General features: G+C 52.0%; 32 protein-coding genes. 1 reads left to right on the forward strand and 31 read right to left on the reverse strand.

Annotated elements, in window-relative coordinates:
- Positions 1–17 precede the first annotated feature (17 nt).
- A complete protein-coding gene (locus tag FSU_RS08850; RefSeq protein WP_015732007.1) occupies positions 18–1,253 on the forward strand; it encodes an oligosaccharide flippase family protein in 1,236 nt (411 codons plus the stop codon).
- On the opposite strand, the gene FSU_RS08855 is transcribed toward FSU_RS08850, so the two are convergent.
- From FSU_RS08855 to rpsJ, 31 genes are all read right to left on the reverse strand, one after another.
- A complete protein-coding gene (locus FSU_RS08855) occupies positions 1,173–2,531 on the reverse strand; it encodes an O-antigen polymerase (RefSeq protein ID WP_014546092.1) in 1,359 nt (452 codons plus the stop codon). The two genes, FSU_RS08850 and FSU_RS08855, sit on opposite strands and share 81 nt — an antisense overlap.
- Positions 2,532–2,549: 18 nt before the next feature.
- Positions 2,550–3,749 carry a GumC family protein gene (locus tag FSU_RS08860; RefSeq protein WP_014546093.1) on the reverse strand — a complete coding sequence of 400 codons (1,200 nt, stop codon included), beginning with the start codon at positions 3,747–3,749 and terminating at the stop codon, positions 2,550–2,552.
- A gap of 3 nt (positions 3,750–3,752) precedes the next feature.
- Positions 3,753–4,934 (reverse strand): polysaccharide biosynthesis/export family protein, encoded by a 1,182-nt coding sequence (locus tag FSU_RS08865; protein WP_014546094.1) that lies wholly within the window; start codon positions 4,932–4,934, stop codon positions 3,753–3,755.
- Positions 4,935–5,126: 192 nt separating this feature from the next.
- Positions 5,127–5,600 carry a 50S ribosomal protein L17 gene (rplQ, locus tag FSU_RS08870; protein ID WP_015732008.1) on the reverse strand — a complete coding sequence of 158 codons (474 nt, stop codon included), beginning with the start codon at positions 5,598–5,600 and terminating at the stop codon, positions 5,127–5,129.
- Between the two features lie 2 nt (positions 5,601–5,602).
- Complete coding sequence (locus tag FSU_RS08875; protein WP_015732009.1) at positions 5,603–6,577, reverse strand: DNA-directed RNA polymerase subunit alpha; 975 nt, start codon at positions 6,575–6,577, stop codon at positions 5,603–5,605.
- Between the two features lie 18 nt (positions 6,578–6,595).
- Positions 6,596–7,021, reverse strand: a complete 426-nt coding sequence (gene rpsK / locus FSU_RS08880; RefSeq protein ID WP_049858437.1) for a 30S ribosomal protein S11 — start codon at positions 7,019–7,021, stop codon at positions 6,596–6,598.
- A gap of 26 nt (positions 7,022–7,047) precedes the next feature.
- Entirely contained in the window at positions 7,048–7,416 is a 369-nt protein-coding gene (gene rpsM, locus FSU_RS08885) for a 30S ribosomal protein S13 (protein WP_014546096.1), read from the reverse strand.
- 9 nt (positions 7,417–7,425) lie between these two features.
- Positions 7,426–7,542: a 50S ribosomal protein L36 gene (gene rpmJ / locus FSU_RS08890; RefSeq protein ID WP_014546097.1), complete on the reverse strand. Its 117-nt coding sequence runs from the start codon at positions 7,540–7,542 to the stop codon at positions 7,426–7,428.
- A gap of 27 nt (positions 7,543–7,569) precedes the next feature.
- Entirely contained in the window at positions 7,570–7,788 is a 219-nt protein-coding gene (infA, locus tag FSU_RS16110; RefSeq protein ID WP_014546098.1) for a translation initiation factor IF-1, read from the reverse strand.
- Positions 7,788–9,149 (reverse strand): preprotein translocase subunit SecY, encoded by a 1,362-nt coding sequence (secY, locus tag FSU_RS08895; protein ID WP_014546099.1) that lies wholly within the window; start codon positions 9,147–9,149, stop codon positions 7,788–7,790. Before secY ends, infA begins: the two co-directional genes overlap by 1 nt.
- Positions 9,149–9,589: a 50S ribosomal protein L15 gene (gene rplO / locus FSU_RS08900; RefSeq protein WP_014546100.1), complete on the reverse strand. Its 441-nt coding sequence runs from the start codon at positions 9,587–9,589 to the stop codon at positions 9,149–9,151. The genes secY and rplO overlap by 1 nt, the downstream gene beginning before the upstream one ends.
- 1 nt (position 9,590) lies before the next feature.
- Positions 9,591–9,770: a 50S ribosomal protein L30 gene (rpmD, locus tag FSU_RS08905; protein ID WP_014546101.1), complete on the reverse strand. Its 180-nt coding sequence runs from the start codon at positions 9,768–9,770 to the stop codon at positions 9,591–9,593.
- Positions 9,771–9,783: 13 nt separating this feature from the next.
- The gene (rpsE, locus tag FSU_RS08910; RefSeq protein ID WP_015732010.1) at positions 9,784–10,266 is read right to left on the reverse strand and encodes a 30S ribosomal protein S5; all 483 of its coding nucleotides are present in this window, start codon (positions 10,264–10,266) and stop codon (positions 9,784–9,786) included.
- Positions 10,267–10,277: 11 nt separating this feature from the next.
- Entirely contained in the window at positions 10,278–10,649 is a 372-nt protein-coding gene (gene rplR, locus FSU_RS08915; protein ID WP_014546103.1) for a 50S ribosomal protein L18, read from the reverse strand.
- Between the two features lie 9 nt (positions 10,650–10,658).
- A complete protein-coding gene (gene rplF / locus FSU_RS08920) occupies positions 10,659–11,198 on the reverse strand; it encodes a 50S ribosomal protein L6 (RefSeq protein WP_014546104.1) in 540 nt (179 codons plus the stop codon).
- A gap of 2 nt (positions 11,199–11,200) precedes the next feature.
- The gene (rpsH, locus tag FSU_RS08925; RefSeq protein ID WP_014546105.1) at positions 11,201–11,596 is read right to left on the reverse strand and encodes a 30S ribosomal protein S8; all 396 of its coding nucleotides are present in this window, start codon (positions 11,594–11,596) and stop codon (positions 11,201–11,203) included.
- Positions 11,597–11,608: 12 nt separating this feature from the next.
- Entirely contained in the window at positions 11,609–11,794 is a 186-nt protein-coding gene (locus tag FSU_RS08930) for a type Z 30S ribosomal protein S14 (RefSeq protein ID WP_014546106.1), read from the reverse strand.
- A gap of 9 nt (positions 11,795–11,803) precedes the next feature.
- The gene (rplE, locus tag FSU_RS08935) at positions 11,804–12,343 is read right to left on the reverse strand and encodes a 50S ribosomal protein L5 (RefSeq protein WP_014546107.1); all 540 of its coding nucleotides are present in this window, start codon (positions 12,341–12,343) and stop codon (positions 11,804–11,806) included.
- Between the two features lie 9 nt (positions 12,344–12,352).
- A complete protein-coding gene (gene rplX, locus FSU_RS08940) occupies positions 12,353–12,652 on the reverse strand; it encodes a 50S ribosomal protein L24 (protein ID WP_014546108.1) in 300 nt (99 codons plus the stop codon).
- Positions 12,652–13,020: a 50S ribosomal protein L14 gene (rplN, locus tag FSU_RS08945; RefSeq protein ID WP_015732011.1), complete on the reverse strand. Its 369-nt coding sequence runs from the start codon at positions 13,018–13,020 to the stop codon at positions 12,652–12,654. Before rplN ends, rplX begins: the two co-directional genes overlap by 1 nt.
- 20 nt (positions 13,021–13,040) lie before the next feature.
- Entirely contained in the window at positions 13,041–13,295 is a 255-nt protein-coding gene (gene rpsQ / locus FSU_RS08950; protein WP_015732012.1) for a 30S ribosomal protein S17, read from the reverse strand.
- Positions 13,296–13,312: 17 nt separating this feature from the next.
- Entirely contained in the window at positions 13,313–13,504 is a 192-nt protein-coding gene (gene rpmC / locus FSU_RS08955) for a 50S ribosomal protein L29 (RefSeq protein ID WP_014546109.1), read from the reverse strand.
- Positions 13,504–13,917, reverse strand: coding sequence for a 50S ribosomal protein L16 (gene rplP / locus FSU_RS08960; RefSeq protein WP_014546110.1), 414 nt, complete (start codon positions 13,915–13,917; stop codon positions 13,504–13,506). Before rplP ends, rpmC begins: the two co-directional genes overlap by 1 nt.
- 2 nt (positions 13,918–13,919) lie before the next feature.
- On the reverse strand, positions 13,920–14,579 hold the full coding sequence (gene rpsC / locus FSU_RS08965) for a 30S ribosomal protein S3 (protein WP_014546111.1): 660 nt from the start codon (positions 14,577–14,579) through the stop codon (positions 13,920–13,922).
- 2 nt (positions 14,580–14,581) lie between these two features.
- On the reverse strand, positions 14,582–14,932 hold the full coding sequence (rplV, locus tag FSU_RS08970) for a 50S ribosomal protein L22 (RefSeq protein ID WP_014546112.1): 351 nt from the start codon (positions 14,930–14,932) through the stop codon (positions 14,582–14,584).
- Positions 14,932–15,213 (reverse strand): 30S ribosomal protein S19, encoded by a 282-nt coding sequence (gene rpsS, locus FSU_RS08975; protein WP_014546113.1) that lies wholly within the window; start codon positions 15,211–15,213, stop codon positions 14,932–14,934. The genes rplV and rpsS overlap by 1 nt, the downstream gene beginning before the upstream one ends.
- Positions 15,214–15,216: 3 nt before the next feature.
- Positions 15,217–16,047, reverse strand: a complete 831-nt coding sequence (gene rplB / locus FSU_RS08980; RefSeq protein ID WP_014546114.1) for a 50S ribosomal protein L2 — start codon at positions 16,045–16,047, stop codon at positions 15,217–15,219.
- 2 nt (positions 16,048–16,049) lie between these two features.
- A complete protein-coding gene (rplW, locus tag FSU_RS08985) occupies positions 16,050–16,352 on the reverse strand; it encodes a 50S ribosomal protein L23 (protein ID WP_015732013.1) in 303 nt (100 codons plus the stop codon).
- The gene (rplD, locus tag FSU_RS08990; RefSeq protein WP_014546115.1) at positions 16,352–16,972 is read right to left on the reverse strand and encodes a 50S ribosomal protein L4; all 621 of its coding nucleotides are present in this window, start codon (positions 16,970–16,972) and stop codon (positions 16,352–16,354) included. The genes rplW and rplD overlap by 1 nt, the downstream gene beginning before the upstream one ends.
- On the reverse strand, positions 16,972–17,589 hold the full coding sequence (gene rplC, locus FSU_RS08995) for a 50S ribosomal protein L3 (RefSeq protein ID WP_014546116.1): 618 nt from the start codon (positions 17,587–17,589) through the stop codon (positions 16,972–16,974). Before rplC ends, rplD begins: the two co-directional genes overlap by 1 nt.
- A 5-nt stretch (positions 17,590–17,594) precedes the next feature.
- Positions 17,595–17,903, reverse strand: a complete 309-nt coding sequence (gene rpsJ / locus FSU_RS09000) for a 30S ribosomal protein S10 (protein WP_014546117.1) — start codon at positions 17,901–17,903, stop codon at positions 17,595–17,597.

Genomic DNA, 17,903 nt, shown 5'->3' on the forward strand with positions numbered 1-17,903 from the left:
AAATTATCTTTACCTCCATGTTTCAAGCTTTCCGCAATATAAGAATCGGTGTTTTCATCGCATTTGTAAACCTCCTTATCCAAGGAATTTCATTTTTTGTCCAGAATTTTATTGCGCGTAACCTTGGAACCGCCTCTTACGGGCATTTCGGGCTGCTCCAGACCGACTACTCCATCTTCTGCGCCATCGCCGATTTCGGCATGACGACCCTCATCCTCGCCTTTTTCGGGAGCCGTGCCACAAAAGGTTCTCTTTTCAGGAGCATCCTCCAGCTTAGACTTTTCTCCGCCGTGGTTGCAGCTCTCCTCATGGTCGCCTTCGCGTTCACGTTCCGCTACAACCACCCGATTTTTTACGGCGAACTGATTTTCACATTCGGGCTCGTGTTCCAACATGCGTTTTTCGACTGGTACTTCATCTGCGGAAAATTCTGGAAGCGGCTCTTCGTCTCGAAGCTACTGCACACGATTTCGTATTCCGCGGTCATGGGAGCGGCCCTACTCTACTTCAAGATTGAACGCATCGAGCTCATTGCGCTTGCGATGGTGCTTGCCGCCCTCCCCGCATTCTTCTACGGTGTCACGCAGGCGTTCCACGCACACCTCTTAAAAATCACACGCCGCACGTTCCGCTTTATCGCGCTCATGGTCAAGGCGGGCATCCCGTACGCCATCTCGAGCTTTGCCGCCTTTGCCTACCTCCCCATCGGGCTTTACGTCGCAGATAAATTCGCAAGCGCCGAATTCCTCGGCTGCTATAACTTCGGGCATAAAATTCTCGTGCTCTGCTCGGGCATCATGGTTCACTTCATCTCGTCGAACCTCATCACGCTCCATTCCACGCATGATAAGGACCTCCACCTCAAGGACATCGCCATATTCACGCTGTTCATCGCCGTGTGCTCTTCGCCGCTGTGGTTATTTCCCTCATGGATTTTAAAAATTCTCTTCTTTGCAGCCCCGTGGACTGACGCTACATTACAGACAAGCGCAAATATTTTACAGATACTTTCGTTCTCGCTCATTTTCCAGGCAGCACGCACCACGCTCATCTCGACACTCCTCAAGGAACATGCGACACGCGCCTACGCCGTCATGGTAAGCGTCGGCGGAGCCTCGAACGTCATCGCCTGCATGCTCGCAGGCCTCTATCTCGAAAATGCAATGATCCCGCTATTTGCACTCACAGGCGATCTTGTGATCACCGCAATCCTGTTCGGGTATTTCGCCCACCACGGCAGGGTCCGCTGGTAAAATTGAGCGTTTGCCGCTGCTCACCGTGCAGACAAAGAAGAAGAACGACATCCACACCCAGTACATACTTTGCTTGTAACCGGTCGTGAAGTTCCACAGGATAATCCACATCATGAACGTCGCCGTGAGCAAAAGCATAAACGGATTTTTTGCAACCGCCATCTTGTGATAGCTATACGTGAACAGCACGCCAAAGAAAAACGGCAACAGGAAAATCCCCGGGAGTCCAAAGTCCTTGTACGCATCCCACAGGTACGGAATCGTATTTAAACCCGTGTATTTCACTACGCTCTCGTTAAACGGCGTATCCCATCCAAAATTTGACTGCAACCCATCACCAATATGCAGCAGGTGCGTCACGCCAAAGAATGCGTCAATGCCGTACGTCCAGTCGTGCTCAGGGATATCGCTATAGCGGTTGAAGGCGTAATCCAGGTTCCAATAGTTATTCGCCACGTACTTGTACGGGAGCAGAGCCACTTCCTTTGCAATCTTACTGTCAGTCACATCGGAATTGCCATACTGCCCCTTGAGTGACGCCACCGCTACAAAGAAGATGCAGACAAACACCGTCACCACCGCGAGCGAGCGCCATGAAAAACGCCCACGCAAGTAGTTGAACAAAATCATGAACATACCAAGGCAAAGCATGTTGATGCCACGGCTCGGGTACGTCGCAAACGAAAGAAGAATTGTGAACAGCACCATAAAGCGCGATGCATAGCGCACCCAGCGCACCGGGTTCATGGACTTGAACGACGCCACTGCAAAAAGCCCGACCACCATCGCACCCGACGTAAAGAAGTCTGCGTACTTGAGCACGTCGTTATCCTTACCCGTGAGCCACTGCGACGGGTTGTCCGTCAACAGCACCAGGTTCCCCGCCACCGAGATGACGCCGAGCACGCCCACAAAGAAATACGCAAACGCCGAAAAGCTGAGGAAGAAATGGCAGACCCAGTTGTACTCGCCATGAACCTCAAGCTTCTTCTGCAGTGGCGGGCCGCCAGCCGATTTCCACGCGAAATCCGTCACATAGCAACCGACCAAAAAGCAGAACATGCCGCCGCCCCACACGAGCCACGTCGAATAGTTAAAGTCCGACATCATCGGCAAGAACTGCAAATAGGAGACGCCAAGCATCACCATCTGCACCAAAAAGTACAGAGTCGACGGGCGGAAAAAATCTTCCTTGAAAATAGAGACAAGCACCAAGGCAACGAGAGCAAGCGTAAACATCACGCTTGATTCTGGATGAGCAAACAACGCCTCCATCATGCCTTGACGCCCCAGAAATTACTTATGCCAGAAGCAGACTTTCTTGACGAAGAAATCCCACTCGGCAGCGGTCTTAGAGTTCGTGCGGCTTTCGGAGCGCATGTACTCGACAAGGTTACTGAGGAGTGTAGCCAAGAAGAACGAGAAGAACACCGTAAACGCAAGGATAAGCCCACGCTTCGGAGAAATCTTCTTGTCGTTTTGCCAAGGCGGTTCAAGCACATGCAGGTTCGTAAGCGTCTTCGCTTCTTCCAGTCGCATCTGTTCGCTCTGCTGGCGCAGCACCTTGTACATTGCTTCCTGGATGCGAATTTCAGCCTCACGCCTCAGGTATTCCGCATAAAGCTCCGGAGACTTCTTGAGCTCGATCATACCGATGTTGCTGTGCTTGCCCTTGAGCGCTCCGCCAAGTGCAGAATTCACGCCCTTGATACGCTTCGAGAGTTCCTGGTAACGCTTGCTGTTTTCGCCACGGTCCAGCTTTTCGAAGTTCAATTCCATGTTCACTTCTTCGCGCATCGCCTGCAATTCGCTCAAGTACTTGATGGTCGCCTCAAGCTGCACGTTCGGTTCGTACACATTGTTCTTCACCTGGAAATCGACAAACTCGCCAAGCAAGGAATCCAGCGTATGGTAGCAAGAATCAAGCCTCGTCTGGAAATATTCCCTAGACTGGCGGGCCTGCTTCGTCTTGAATGCGTTGAACGAGGAATCCGCCTTGTCAAGCATGAAGTTCAGGACATCGACAGCGAGCTTCGCATCCGTATCCTTGAAGTAGATGGAAAGCATTTCTTCCTTGTTCAGCTCAAGACCGAAATTCTTGCGGAACTCCTTGAGCAAGTCCGCATGGAACTTGCCCTTGAACTTGTAGTGCTTTGCAAGGTCAAACTTGTCGATGACCATGTTGTGCAGTTCCCAGGAATTGAGAATCGTCCACACGGCATTCACGTCCTCGTTGTCCATGGAAATTCCAAGGAGCGAACTCATGCCCGAAGAACCCATGAGCCCGCTGAGCATCCCCGACATAGGCTGCGTCGAGGCCGGCGGAGTGACAATCGCCGATGCGGCATACTTCGGCTTCACGACCCACATGACCATCACAAAGGCAATAATCGTCGGGATAATGACCATCGCGGCAACAAACTTGAAATGCTTCAAGTCGTTATTCAGAATCCGCAGACAGATTTCAACAAAACCAATAGACTCTTGCTTTTCCATAAGCTACTTGTTGTAAGTGACGTAAATGATGAACGCAGACGAAATCACACTCAAAAGGGATGCCATGAACAAGGTAAAGTCCTTGAACGATTCGTAATGGCTCTTCGGGATTTCGATGTAGTCGCCCGGCAAAATCGGATCCGTAGACACATTGATCGGAATGGCTTCAGGCTTTGCACCACGCCAGACCCTCACCTGGTTCCAGGATCCCGTAATCGTGTTCACACCGCCCGAGGAGATATAGTCAATCGCATGCCATGTCGGGTTGTAATTGTAACGACCGATGAAGCTAACAGAACCGCCTAAGTACACAAACAGTTCCTTCACGAAAAACTCAATTTCCGTATTCGGCTCGACCGTTGTCGTCTTCATTTCGGCAAGCGTAATCCAGCGCGGGTCCTTGTCCGGTTCACGCACACAGACCGACTTGTAGCCAAAGTTGTGCATCCTGTTTGCACCGGCGAGGTCAAAGTAATCCGCAAGTGTCCTTTCCGGACGGTAAGCGACACTCGTCCTGTATCCTGGGAACAACAACGTAACGTTATCGCCCATCGGCACGAACGGCACAAAAATCTTGTCGCCCTGTTCAAGCATCACATCATTTTCGAATTCGCCATTCGTCGTCATCGCAGTATAGTTCACATGGATAGTGTCCTTGCCGCGAATCACCTGGACATCTTCCGTATTCGCATTAGCAAGCGGATTTCCGATCGCACGGATAAACTGGCTAAGTCTCGTCTGCGGATCAACAATATGCTGGCCCACAAGGCCTACGGCACCCATCGCATTCACGCGGAACTTCTTCAAAGCCGCAAGCTGCACAAAGCAGAACTCGCGCTTGTAGCGCTTGGAAACAAGGTCAAGGATAAGTCTCTGCGCCTCGCCAAAAGTCTTTCCGCCCACATGCACGGCACCGCATTCTTCAACAGCCACGCTGCCGTCCGGGTAAATCTGGATAGAAAGGTACTTGTCCTCAAGCATCAAGTCCAGAAAGTCGCCCGGACCAAGCACGTAATTGGAATCCACCGTCATTTCGGCATACATCGGCGTAAGCGAAGCGGCACCGCGCGTAGATGTACCTTCACCAAGGACCAGGTTTCTCGCAGTACTCGAGTTGCCGAACATGGATTCCGAAGCAAACACGCACACGCATGCTAAAAGCAGATAAGCTATAAAAGATCGCATATTACTACAATAGAAAAAGAGATGACAAGTTACCTAATAATACAAAAATTAAAATGAAGAGTAGAACCAAATCATCAGTTATTGGTCATTAGTCATTGGTTATTTGTCAATGGTCATTGGTCAATAGTCATATAACGCAAAAAAAGGCGCGGCATATAAGCCGTGCCTTTTTTAAAGACCGTTTTTTTGATCTTAGTTAGCGGACTTGCCTTCGCCTTCGACCATGTCAACAGCAGCGTCAGCCTTAGCAGGTTCAGCAGCCTTCTTGGCCTTAGCAACGATTTCGTCTTCGACGAGACCGATAAGAGCCATTTCAGCAGCGTCACCGGCGCGGTTCGGGCCGAGCTTCAGCACGCGAGTGTAACCACCGTTGCGGTTAGCATAACGCGGACCGATCGTGTTGAACAAATCCTGGAGAACCTTCGGGTCCATCACGAAGCGAGCAGCTTCACGACGTGCAGAAAGGTCACCCTTCTTTGCGTAGGTAATCATGCGTTCTACACAGCTGCGCACAAGCTTAGCCTTGTGGAGAGTGGTACGCACATAGCGCTTGTTCTGATCCGTTTCCATGCCCTTCTCGAGAATAGAAGTCGTGAGGGCGCGGAGGATGGCACGCTTGTGTTGGGCGTTAACACCCAGTTTCTTGTTTTTTACACCGTGTCTCATGTTTAATCCTTCAAGTAATCATCGACGTCCATGCCAAAAGAAAGGCCCATCGACGTCAACACCTCGTTAAGTTCAACCAAGGACTTCCTACCGAAGTTCTTGTATTTGAGCATATCGTTTTCCTTGTTGCGAACAAGCTCGCCAATGGTATGGATGTTTGCCATACGGAGGCAGTTGCTGGAGCGAACGGAAAGTTCCAGATCGTCCACGCGCATACGGAGGAGGTTAGCGATACGCTGACGTTCTTCATCCATTTCGAGTTCTTCAGGAGATTCGAGATCGCCTTCGAAGTTGATGAAGATTTCCAAGTGATCCACAAGAAGCTTTGCAGCGTATGCAAGAGCGTCTTCCGGGTCAATGGAACCGTCTGTTGTAATTTCAAGTTCCAGACGGTTGTAGTCCGTCTTCTGACCAACGCGGGTATCGCTGATGTGCATTGCGACTTTCTGAACCGGGTTGAAGTTCGCATCCATGGCGATAACGCCAATCGGAGCGTCCTTGTCCTTAAGTTCGTCGGCAACAACATAACCACGACCGCAGGAGATCTTCACGTCCATCGACAAAGAAGCGTTGCCGTTCAATGTCGCAATGTGAACATCCGGAGTCAGGATAGTGACATTTGGATTGTCCATAAAGTCCTTGGCCGTGACTTCGCCATCACCGGACATGTCCAGGTGAAGGGTTTCATCATGATCAGACAGGAGCTTTACACGGATGCTCTTGAGGTTCAGGATAATGTCAGTGACATCTTCCTTCACACCCGGAATCGTCGAAAATTCCTTGTCAACGCCTTCGATTTTCACGGAGACAATAGCCGCACCCTGCAGAGAGGAGAGGAGCACGCGACGGAGAGCGTTACCGAGGGTAATACCCCAGCCACGTTCCAAGGCTTCTACGACAAACTTGGCGTAGCGGCCATCTTCGCCGGTTTCCACTTTCTGGAAGCTGCGCGGCATCTGAAGTGATTTCCACATCATTGGCGATACCTCTTTGGATTAAATTCTTCTCTTCTTTTTAGGACGGCAACCATTGTGCGGAATGCCCGTCACGTCTCGAATAGAGAGAACTTCGAGGCCCGCATTCTTGAGAGCGCGGACGGCAGATTCACGGCCGCCACCAGCACCCTTAACGCGAACGTCCACCTTGCGCATGCCGAGATCGAATGCCTTGTGGGCAGCGGTTTCAGCGGCGAGCTGGGCTGCAAACGGTGTGCTCTTGCGGGAGCCCTTGAAACCGGAGTTACCCGGAGAACCCCAAGCGACAACGTTGCCACGAGCGTCGGTGATAGAAACGATTGTATTGTTGAAGGAAGCGAACACGCAGGCGATACCCTGGATGTCAATGCGCTTCTTGCCCTTCTTGATCTTGACTTCTTCAGCAGCAGCCGGAGCTTCAGCAGCGGCAGCAGCAGTTTCCTTGATTTCTTCTTCAGCCACGATGATACTCCTTACTTCTTCTTGTTAGCCACAGTCTTCTTGGGGCCCTTACGTGTGCGGGCGTTGGTGCGGGAACGCTGACCGCGGACCGGGAGGCCCTTGCGGTGGCGGATGCCGCGATAGCAGCCAATGTCCTGCAAACGCTTGATGTTCAAGGTAACTTCTGCGCGGAGCTGACCTTCCACAGAGTATTCATCTTCCAAAAGATGACGAATCTTACCTTGTTCTTCTTCAGTCAGGTCGTCACACTTCTTGTTCTTGTCAATGCCCAACTGAGCACAGACCTTGTTAGCGGTGAACAGACCGACACCATAGATTGCCGTCAGACCGTATTCAACAGTCTTGTTTTTCGGTAAATCGACACCAGCGATACGTGCCATACGATCTCCTTATCCCTGCTTCTGCTTGTGACGGGGGTTCTTCGAACAGATGATGCGCAATACACCCTTACGACGGATGATCTTGCAGTTTTCACATCTGGGTTTGATGGAGGCTTTGATTTTCATAGGTTTGACCTTCTTTTGTAATACCTATTACTTGTAACGGTAAGTAATTCGCCCGCGATTTAAATCGTACGGGGAAATCTCGACCAACACTTTGTCGTCCGGCAAGATTCTAATGAAATGCCGGCGCATTTTTCCTGAAACATGGGCGAGAATCTCGTGACCATTTCCGAGTTGAACACGGAAGAAAGCGTTGGGAAGAGCTTCCAACACAACGCCTTCTACTTGTATACCTTCTTCTTTAGCCACTAAGATGCCATCCTGCCGCGAATGCGGCCGCGTTTCAAGAAACCTTCATAATTTTTGGTATGCAACTGGGCTTCGAGCTGACGAAGAGTATCCAGAGCAACACCCACCACGATCAAGACCGAGGTACCTCCAATATAGAAACTCATATTGAGAGCGTCTTTCAAATGCAGGGGAACAACGCTGATTAAAGCGAGGTAAAGAGACCCAGGCAAAGAAATTCTGGTCAAAACGTGGTCAATGTATTCTGCTGTCTGCTTACCCGGACGGACTCCCGGAATAAACCCACCGCTTCTCTTGAGGTTTTCGGCAATGTCGTTCGGGTTGTACTGGATTGCCGTGTAGAAGTAGGTGAAGAATATGATGAGGAGGGCATCTACTACGCTGTAGGAGATATGGCCCGGAATAAATGCAGAGGCAAAAGCCTGCATCGCGGACACATTCGGGAACCAAGATGCAACCATGGCCGGAATGAACATGATGCAAGAGGCAAAGATCACGGGAATCACGTTAGCGGTGTTCACCTTGAAAGGCAAATAGCTAGCCTGACCACCCAAGACCTTGTTTCCGACAGTCCTGCGAGGACTTTGGAGTGGAATGCGACGGGTCGCCTGCTCGACGAAAACGATAAATCCGACAATGACAACCACAATCGCCAAGATAAAGACCTCGATCGCAAGCGGCTGGATGCCTTCATTAAACATTTCCGCTTCGGCCAAGATGGCCCGCGGAAGGCCACCGACGATACCGGCGAAAATTATAAGGGAAATACCGTTACCCACACCGTGCGAGGTAATCTGCTCGCCAAGGTACATCAAGAAGATCGTACCTACGGTGAAGGTTAACGTTGCAAGGAGACGAAAGCCTACGTTGCCGAGGCCGGACGAGAAGTTCTCGGAAAGGACCGAGATGCCCGTACCGGCAGCCGTCGTCACCTTGAGGTTAGAAAGCCACATAGAAATGCCCCATCCCTGCAAGGCGGAAAGGACCACCGTGAAGTATCGGGTATACTGATTCAGCTTAGCGCGACCTTCCTGACCCTCCTTCTGGAGCATCTGGATGGCCGGGATGACCGAGCCCATCAACTGGAGGATGATGCTTGCGCTAATGTACGGCATGATACCGAGGGCAAATACAGTTGCTTTCGCAAATGCACCGCCGGTAAACGAGTCGTACAGGCCAAACAGGTTATTCGAATTTTTGAAGTATTCTGCGAGGACCGCAGCGTTAACTCCGGGGATGGAGATGTGAGAGCCAATGCGGTAGACGATCAAAAGACCGAGCGTGAAGAGAATCTTCTTGCGCAGTTCCTCAATCTTGAACGCATTGACAAACGCATCGATGGCTTTCTTGAGTGCTTCCATTAGATGATCTCAACTTTGCCGCCAGCAGCTTCAATGGCAGCCTTTGCCTTTTCGCTGATAGCGTTAACCTTTACGTTGATAGCCTTGTCGATAGAACCAAAAGCGAGGACCTTGACCGGCAGTTCGACGTTCTTGATGAAGCCGAGGTCGAAGAGGACCTTGGCGTCGAAATCAACAGCGCTAACAGCGGCGAGGCGCTTCAGGTTCACGATCTGGAATTCAACACCAGCGTGCTTGAAGCCGCGCTTCGGGATACGACGGTGAATCGGCATCTGGCCGCCTTCGAAAGCGACGCGACCGGCCTTAGCGCTCTTACGAGCACCAGCACCCTTCTGACCACGACCGGCAGTTGTGCCCCAGCCAGAGCCCGGACCACGACCGATGCGCTTGCGGCTCTTGCCCTTGGCAGCCTTGCCAGGATTGAGAGTATTGAGTTCCATCTTAGATCTCCTCGACCTTGACCATGTCCTTCACGGCATTGATCATGCCCTGGATGGACGGAGTCAGATTGTGTTCAACAGTTTGTCCGATCTTGCGGAGACCGAGTGCAGCCACGTTAGCGCGATGCACCGGAAGGCGACGGACGATACCCTTGATCAAAGTAATACGAACTTTCTTCATTAGGTATTACTCCTTAGGCTTCAAAACCACGCAACTTGGCGCAGTCCTGTTTGTTCTTCTGAGAAAGCAGGCCTTCCAAGCAAGCGCTGACGACAGTGCTCGGATTGGAGGAACCGTGAATCTTCGTGAGGATGTTGCGGACACCGGCGAGTTCGAGAACTGCACGGGCAGCAGCACCGGCGATAACACCAGTACCCGGAGCAGCCGGCATGAGGAGGATGCGGGTAGAACCGCTCTTCACTTCGATGTCGTGCGGGATGGTGCCATCGAGGAGCTGGACTTCCACGATGTTTCTCTGGGCAGCTTCGGTACCCTTACGGATAGCTTCGGAAACTTCCTTAGCCTTGCCGAGACCGACACCGACCTTGCCGTTCTTGTTGCCGACGACAACGAGAGCGGAGAAGGACATGCGACGGCCGCCCTTGACGGTCTTAGCGCAACGGTTGATGTGTACAACCTTGTCTTCAAATTCAGAAACTTGAGCTTCGCGTTCCAAAGTGTACCTCACTAGAATTTGAGTCCGCCTTCACGAGCTCCCTCAGCGAGAGCCTGAACGCGACCGTGATAGATGTAACCGCCGCGGTCGAAGACCACGGATTCAATGCCCTTGGACTTGGCGAGTTCAGCAATCTGGAGACCGAGCTGCTTAGCCTGTTCGGTCTTCGTCATTTCACCAAACTTACCCTGGAATTCCTTGGAAGCTGTGGTGACCTGAGCGACAGACTTGTTGTTTTCGTCATCAAAGATCTGGGCAATCATGTGAGACAAGGAACGGCGAACAGCCAAACGAGGGCATTCTGCAGTTCCGACAACAGACTTGCGTACGCGTTCGTGGCGTGCGATTCTGGACTGGATTCTTTTTTTAGCAATTGCAGTCATAGTTTACCCTTATTTACCTGTCTTCTTACCCTGCTTGCGACGCACAATTTCGCCAGCGTACTTGATGCCCTTGCCCTTATACGGTTCAGGCTTACGGTACTTGCGAATTTCTGCGGCAGCCTGGCCAACCTTCTGCTTGTCGATGCCGGAGATCGTAATCTTCAGCGGATCAACAGCCTTCAGTTCAACGCCTTCCGGAGCCTTGAAGATCACCGGATGAGAGAAGCCGAGAACCAAGTTGAGGTCCTTGCCCTTCTGTTCTACGCGGTAGCCAACGCCAACGATTTCGAGAGTCTTCTGGAAACCCTTGGTCACGCCTTCGACCATGTTATTGACGAGAGCGCGAGTGGTGCCGTGCATAGCGCGGGTGAACTTTTCATCATTCGGGCGGGTGAAGGAGAGCTTGTCGCCATCGAGGTTGATGGAGATGAGTTCGTGAACTGTCGTTTCGAGCTTGCCCTTCGGGCCTTCGACCTTGATGTTCTGACCGTTGACGTTAACCTTAACGCCAGCCGGGATAGTGATAATAGCTTTACCGATACGGGACATCTTTACCATACCTTTGCGATGACTTCGCCACCCACCTTGAGTTCGCGGGCTTCGTGGTCAGTCATGACACCTTTAGATGTGGAGATGATAGCATAGCCGAGGCCGTTGCGAACGCGCGGAAGCTTGGCCACGTCAACATAGTGACGGAGACCCGGCGTAGAAACGCGCTGGAGGCCCTGGATAGCGGATTCGCCCTTCGTGTAACGGAGGAGGACCTTGAGGATGCCCTGCTTACCGTCATCGACGACGACGAACTTCTTAATGAAACCTTTTTCCTGCAACACACGTGCAATATCACGCTTCAGATTGCTGGCAGGAATGTCCACCACGGGGAGCTTTGCCGTAGAGGCATTGCGGATACGGGTGAGCATATCGGCGATAGTATCTGTCATTGCCATTTTATACTCTCCTTACCAAGACGACTTTGTGATACCGGGGATTTCGCCGGCGAGTGCCATTTCGCGGAAGCAAATACGGCAAAGGCCAAAGCGGCGCATAAAGGCGTGCGGCCTACCGCAACGCTTGCAACGGTTGTACCCACGAACGGTATACTTCGGAGTACGCTTGCATTTTTCAATCATTCTTCTGCTTGCCATGGTATTACCTTACTTCCTGAAGGGGAGTCCAAGTTCTTCGAGAAGGGCGCGACCTTCATCGTCCGTCTTAGCGGAGGTGACGAAAGAGATGTCCATACCGAAGGTACGGGAAATCTTGTCAATGTCGATTTCAACAAAGATCGTCTGTTCCTTGATGCCGAGGGTGAAGTTACCCATGCCATCAAAGCCACGGCGTGCGAGACCACGGAAGTCGCGGACACGCGGAAGGTCGATGTTGATGAAACGATAGAGGAAGTCCCACATGTTGTCGCCATGAAGTGTGACCTTAGCACCGATGCCGATACCTTCACGGAGGTGGAAGTTAGCGACAGCCTTCTTAGCGTTAGTGACAATAGCCTTCTGACCGGTGATAGCAGTGAGAGTGTCAGCAGCTTCGTCGAGAATCTTGCGGTTCTGGGAAGCGGCGCCCACGCCCATGTTGAGCACGATCTTTTCGAGACGCGGAATCTGCATCACGTTCTTGTAGGCAAACTTTTGCTGCAAGGCCGGAACGACCTTTTCGAGATAGAATTGCTTCATCTGGTTCATTGCGTTACCTTACACAGCCTTTCCAGTCTTGACACTGGTACGAACGCCCTTCTTACCCTTTTCGCGGACGATGCGGGTACGAACGGGAGTGTTGCCTTCGAGAAGCATCACGTTGGAAATGTCAATCGGCAATTCCTTTTCAACGATGCCACCAGTCTGATTGGTCTGAGACGGCTTTTCGTGACGCTTGCGGACGTTGACGCCCGAAACGACCACCTTGCCATCCTTGACGCTGATCACGGTGCCGGTCTTGCCCTTGTCAACACCGGAAATCACCTTGACGTTATCATTCTTCTTGATGTTAGCCATTAGAGAACCTCAGGTGCGAGGGAGATGATCTTCATGTACTTCTTGTCGCGGAGCTCACGAGCCACCGGTCCAAAAATACGGGTTCCACGCGGTTCGCCATCCTTGTTGATGAGAACCACTGCGTTGTCGGAGAAACGAATGAACGTTCCGTCCGGACGTGCGATTTCTTTAGCTGTGCGGACGACGACGGCGTCGGCCACGGAACCCTTCTTCACCTTGCTCTGGGGGATAGCGTCCTTAACGGCTACCTTGATGACATCACCGATGCTAGCATAGCGACGGTTTGTGCCACCCAAAACACGGATGCAGGCGACTTCCTTGGCACCACTGTTATCGGCCACGACGAGTCTGGTTTCTTCTTGAATCATATTCGCCTTACTCCAGGAGTTTACTTCTTCTTTTCCACAATGCGGACGAGGCGCCAGCGCTTCGTTGCAGAGAGGGGACGAGTTTCCATGATTTCGACCAAGTCGCCTTCTTCGGCTTCATTCTTTTCATCGTGAGCCTTGAGCTTGCTGGTCGTAGTCATGATCTTGTTGTACATCGGGTGACGCTTGCGGTTTTCGACCACAACCGTAATCGTCTTGTCCATCTTGTCGGAGGAGACGATACCCTGCTTGACTTTACGAAGGTTTCTTTCCATTTCCTGCTCCTGCCGGCTTATGCCTTGGCCTTTTCGCTGAGGATGGTCTTGATTCTGGCGATGTCCTTGCGGGCAGCTTGAATCACAGAGGGTTTTTCCAAATTACCGAGCTTCGCAGTCATGCGGTAATTGAACAAATCGAGATTCAACTGAGCCAGTTTTTCCTTGAGCTGGTCAACGCCCAGTTCTTTCAATTCACGTGCTTTCATTAGATCTCCGATTCTTCGATGATTTTGCACTTAAGGGGGAGCTTCTGAATTGCGACATGGAGAGCTTCCATGGCAAGTTCACGTTCAACACCACCCATTTCAAAAAGGATGCGACCCGGGAGGATTACGGCTGCCCAGAATTCGACTGCGCCCTTACCCTTACCCATACGGGCTTCTGCAGGGTGACGGGTAATCGGCTTATCGGGGAAGACGCGAATCCACACGCGACCACCACGCTTGATCTTACGAGTCATGGCGATACGAGCAGCTTCGATCTGGCGAGCGGTGAGCCAGCACTTTTCAAGAGCCTGGATACCGAATTCGCCAAAGGCGATATAGTTGCCACGAGAGGCGACGCCCTTCATGCGCCCTTTCATTTGCTTACGATGCAATGTTCTTTTCGGACTCAGCATAATTACTTCTCTCTCTTGTTGTCGTTCATGACGTCCTTACCGATCTTTTCACCGTGCATGATCCACACCTTGATACCGATGGCACCATAAACGGTCTTAGCGATGGCAGTTGCGTAGTCGATGTCAGCACGAAGAGTGTGCAGAGGCACGCGGCCTTCGGCATACTTTTCAACGCGGGCAATTTCGGCACCACCGAGGCGGCCACCGCACTGCACCTTGATACCTTCCACACCCATGCGCATAGCGGACTGGATAGCGCGCTTCATGGCACGGCGGAAAGAAATACGCTTTTCGAGCTGGCGAGCAATGTTTTCAGCCACGAGCTTGGCATCAGTTTCCGGACGCTTGATTTCGTGGACTGCAATATAGATTTCTTTACCGGTGAGGAACTGGAGTTCGCCCTTCAAACGTTCCAATTCTTCGCCCTTTTTACCGATAACGATACCCGGGCGAGCGGTATAGAGGTTAACGTTCACCTTCTTGACGGTACGTTCGATGCCGACCTTGGAGAGGGAGGCATGTTCGAAACGCTTCATCAAGTAGCGACGGAGCACGATATCTTCATAGAGAAGATCGGCAAACTTGTCTTCGGCATACCACTTGGATTCCCAACCGCGGATAACGCCAAGACGAAGACCATTAGGATGAGTTTTGTGACCCATTGTTAATTCTCCTTGTCTGCGACAACGACGGTGATGTGGGAGAGCGGCTTTTCGATACGGAAAGCACGGCCCTGGGAACGCGGGTGAATGCGCTTCATGATCGTACCACCATCAGCGGTGATGGTCTTGATCACGATTTCTTCGGCGGAAACCGGAGCGGCGGACTTCTGCTTCAAGTTAGCGACAGCGGACTTGAGAGCATTTTCAACCAGCGGAGCACCCTTGGTCTGCGTACGGAGGATGGAGAGCATCGCGAAGGCTTCGCTGACGGACTTGCCACGAACGAGGTCGACTACGCGACGGAGCTTGCGAACGCCGTAACGGACGTTTTTAACTTTAGCAACAGCTTGCATTATTTCTTGCCTCCAGCAGTTTCAGTCTTGCGGTGACCGCGGAAAGTACGGGTCATGGAGAATTCGCCGAGCTTATGGCCAACCATGTTTTCGGTGACATAAACCGGAAGGAACTGCTTGCCGTTATAGACGGAGAACGTGAGTCCGACCATATCCGGGACGATTGTGGAACGACGGGACCAGGTCTTGATAGCCTGTTTCTTGTCGGAACCGGCCATCGCCTGGGCCTTGCTGAGAACGTGGGAATCCACGAACGCACCTTTCTTAAGGGATCTAGACATGAATTAGGCCCTCTTCTGACGATGACGTACGATGAACTTATCAGTACGCTTGTTGTTACGAGTTTTTGCACCCTTAGAGTTCTTACCCCAAGGAGAGCACGGATGACGACCACCAGAGGTACGACCTTCACCACCACCAAGGGGGTGATCGACCGGGTTCATAACGACACCACGGACGGCCGGGCGCTTGCCGAGCCAGCGAGAGCGGCCTGCAGAACCCGAGGATTCATTCATGTGATCGATATTGGAAACCTGGCCAACGGTAGCGAGGCAGTCTTCCGGGATGTAGCGGACTTCGCCACTCGGAAGCTTGACCTGGCAGAGCTTGCCGTCCTTGGCAACCAGTTCTGCACCGGCACCAGCGGAACGAGCAATCTGGGCACCCTTGCCCGGCTTCATTTCGATGTTGTGGATAATGGTGTTGAGCGGAATGTCGCGGAGAGGAATTGCGTTACCTACGCGGAATTCAGCACCTTCACCAGCGTTCAGCACATCGCCAACCTTGATTTCGGCCGGAGCGATGATGTATGCACGCTTGCCGTTTTCGTACTTGACGAGAGCGATGCGAGCGGTACGGTTCGGATCGTATTCGATCGTTTCGACAGTGCAGGAGAGACCGGCAAACTGACGCTTGAAGTCGATGATACGATACAGTTTCTTGTGACCACCACCACGACGACGGGAGGTAATTTCACCAGCATTGTTACGGCCGGAGCTACGCTTGATACCTTCGGTAAGCGGCTTGTACGGCTTTACAGCAGAGAGTTCCTTGCGGTCACCAATCTGCTTGTAACGCAGTGTCGGGGTAATCGGGCGATAAGATTTCAGACCCATGGTTATACTCCTTCAAACTCGGCAATCTTTTGCCCGGCCTTCAATGTGATGTAGGCCTTCTTCCAGTTCGGTTTCTTGCCAGCGACCATACGGACGCGCTTGATCTTGCCGCGGTTGATCAAAGTGTTGACCTTAGCGACCTTGACTTCAAAGCGCTTTTCGATAGCAGCCTTGATGTCTTCCTTAGAAGCGTCCATGGCGACCTTGAACACGTACTTGTGCACGTCGTTACGCTTGTTCACCATGTTCTTCATGGTTTCTTCGGTAACGTGCGGAGCAACGAGGATTTCGCGAATTTCTTTCATTAGCGGCCTCCTTCAAGTTCTGCGAGAGCAGCCTGAGAGATAACAACGTTATTTGCACGAACAACATCGTAAGTGTTGACGTCAGCTACGCGAGCGCAGCGGCACCAAGGAATGTTGTTAGAGGAAAGATAGAGGTTCTGATCCTTTTCGCTAACGATGAAGAGAACGTTGCGCTGTTCGATGCCGGACTTGGCGAGAACAGAGAGGAGATCCTTGGTCTTCGGAGCGCTGAAGCTGAGAGCTTCGAACACGGAGACCTTGCCTTCGCTAGCCTTGTTGGCGAGAGCGGAGTAGAAAGCGATCTTCTTGACCTTCTTGTTCACCTTTTCGAAGTAGTCATGAGACTTCGGACCGTGTGCCTTAGCACCACGAACCCAAACTGCAGAGGTGTTCTGACCGGAACGAGCGCGGCCGGTACCCTTCTGCTTCCACGGCTTCTGGCCACCGCCACTGACTTCGCCCTTGGACTTAGTCTGAGCAGTACCCTGACGGTTGTTGTTCAGGATAGCCTTGATGTGGAGGTACATGCAGACCTTGTTGACTTCCTGGTCGAAGAGAGCCGGGAGCTGGATATCATTCTTAAAATCGCCAGTAGCGGCGAAAAGCTTTGCACTAGCCATTAGTCTTTCCTCACCACGATGATGCTGTTCTTCGGGCCCGGGACAGCGCCACGGACGAAGATCAGGTTGCGGTCGCCATCAACTTTGACGACCTGGAGGTGCTTCACGGTCACTTTCTTGTTGCCGTATTGACCAGCCATACGCTTACCCGGGAAAACACGACCCGGATAGGAGTGAGCGGACGTACCACCCGGTTCGCGCATATTGTGCGTACCATGGGAACGAGGACCGCTATGGAAACCGTGGCGCTTGATAGTGCCAGAGAAACCATGACCCTTGGAGATGCCAGAGACGTTCACAGTCTTTGCATCAGCGAAGTCGGCAGCGCCGAATTCCTTGCCAACCGGCCAGGATTCGAGATCAGCGACATCAAATTCAGCGAGGTGTTCACGAACAGCCACGTCAGCCTTCTTGAAATGGCCGACTTCTGCCTTATTGGCGCGCTGTTCCTTCTTGAGACCAAAGCCGATCTGGACAGCAGTGTAGCCGTCCTTCTCTTCTGTCTTATGGCAAACGACCACGCACGGACCGGCTTCGAGAACCGTGACAGGGACGCATTCGCCCTGTTCCGTGAACACTTGGGTCATTCCCAATTTCTTTGCGAGAATACCGTTCATTGTTATTAGACCTTAATTTCGACTTCAACGCCTGCCGGCAAGTCAAGTTTCATGAGGGAATCTACAGTTTGCGGCGTAGCATCAAGGATGTCGATAAGACGCTTGTGCGTACGGGATTCGAACTGTTCACGAGAAGTCTTGTCAATATGCGGAGAGCGGAGCACCGTATACTTCTGGATCTTCGTCGGGAGAGGGATGGGGCCTGCAATACGAGCCCCAGTGTTCTTAGCTGTATTCACGATATCTTGAGCAGAGCGGTCGATCATACGATGATCGAAGCTCTTCAAGCGAATACGGATGCGTTCACCAGCCAT

This window comes from Fibrobacter succinogenes subsp. succinogenes S85 (assembly GCF_000146505.1).
In the GTDB taxonomy this organism is placed as follows: domain Bacteria; phylum Fibrobacterota; class Fibrobacteria; order Fibrobacterales; family Fibrobacteraceae; genus Fibrobacter; species Fibrobacter succinogenes.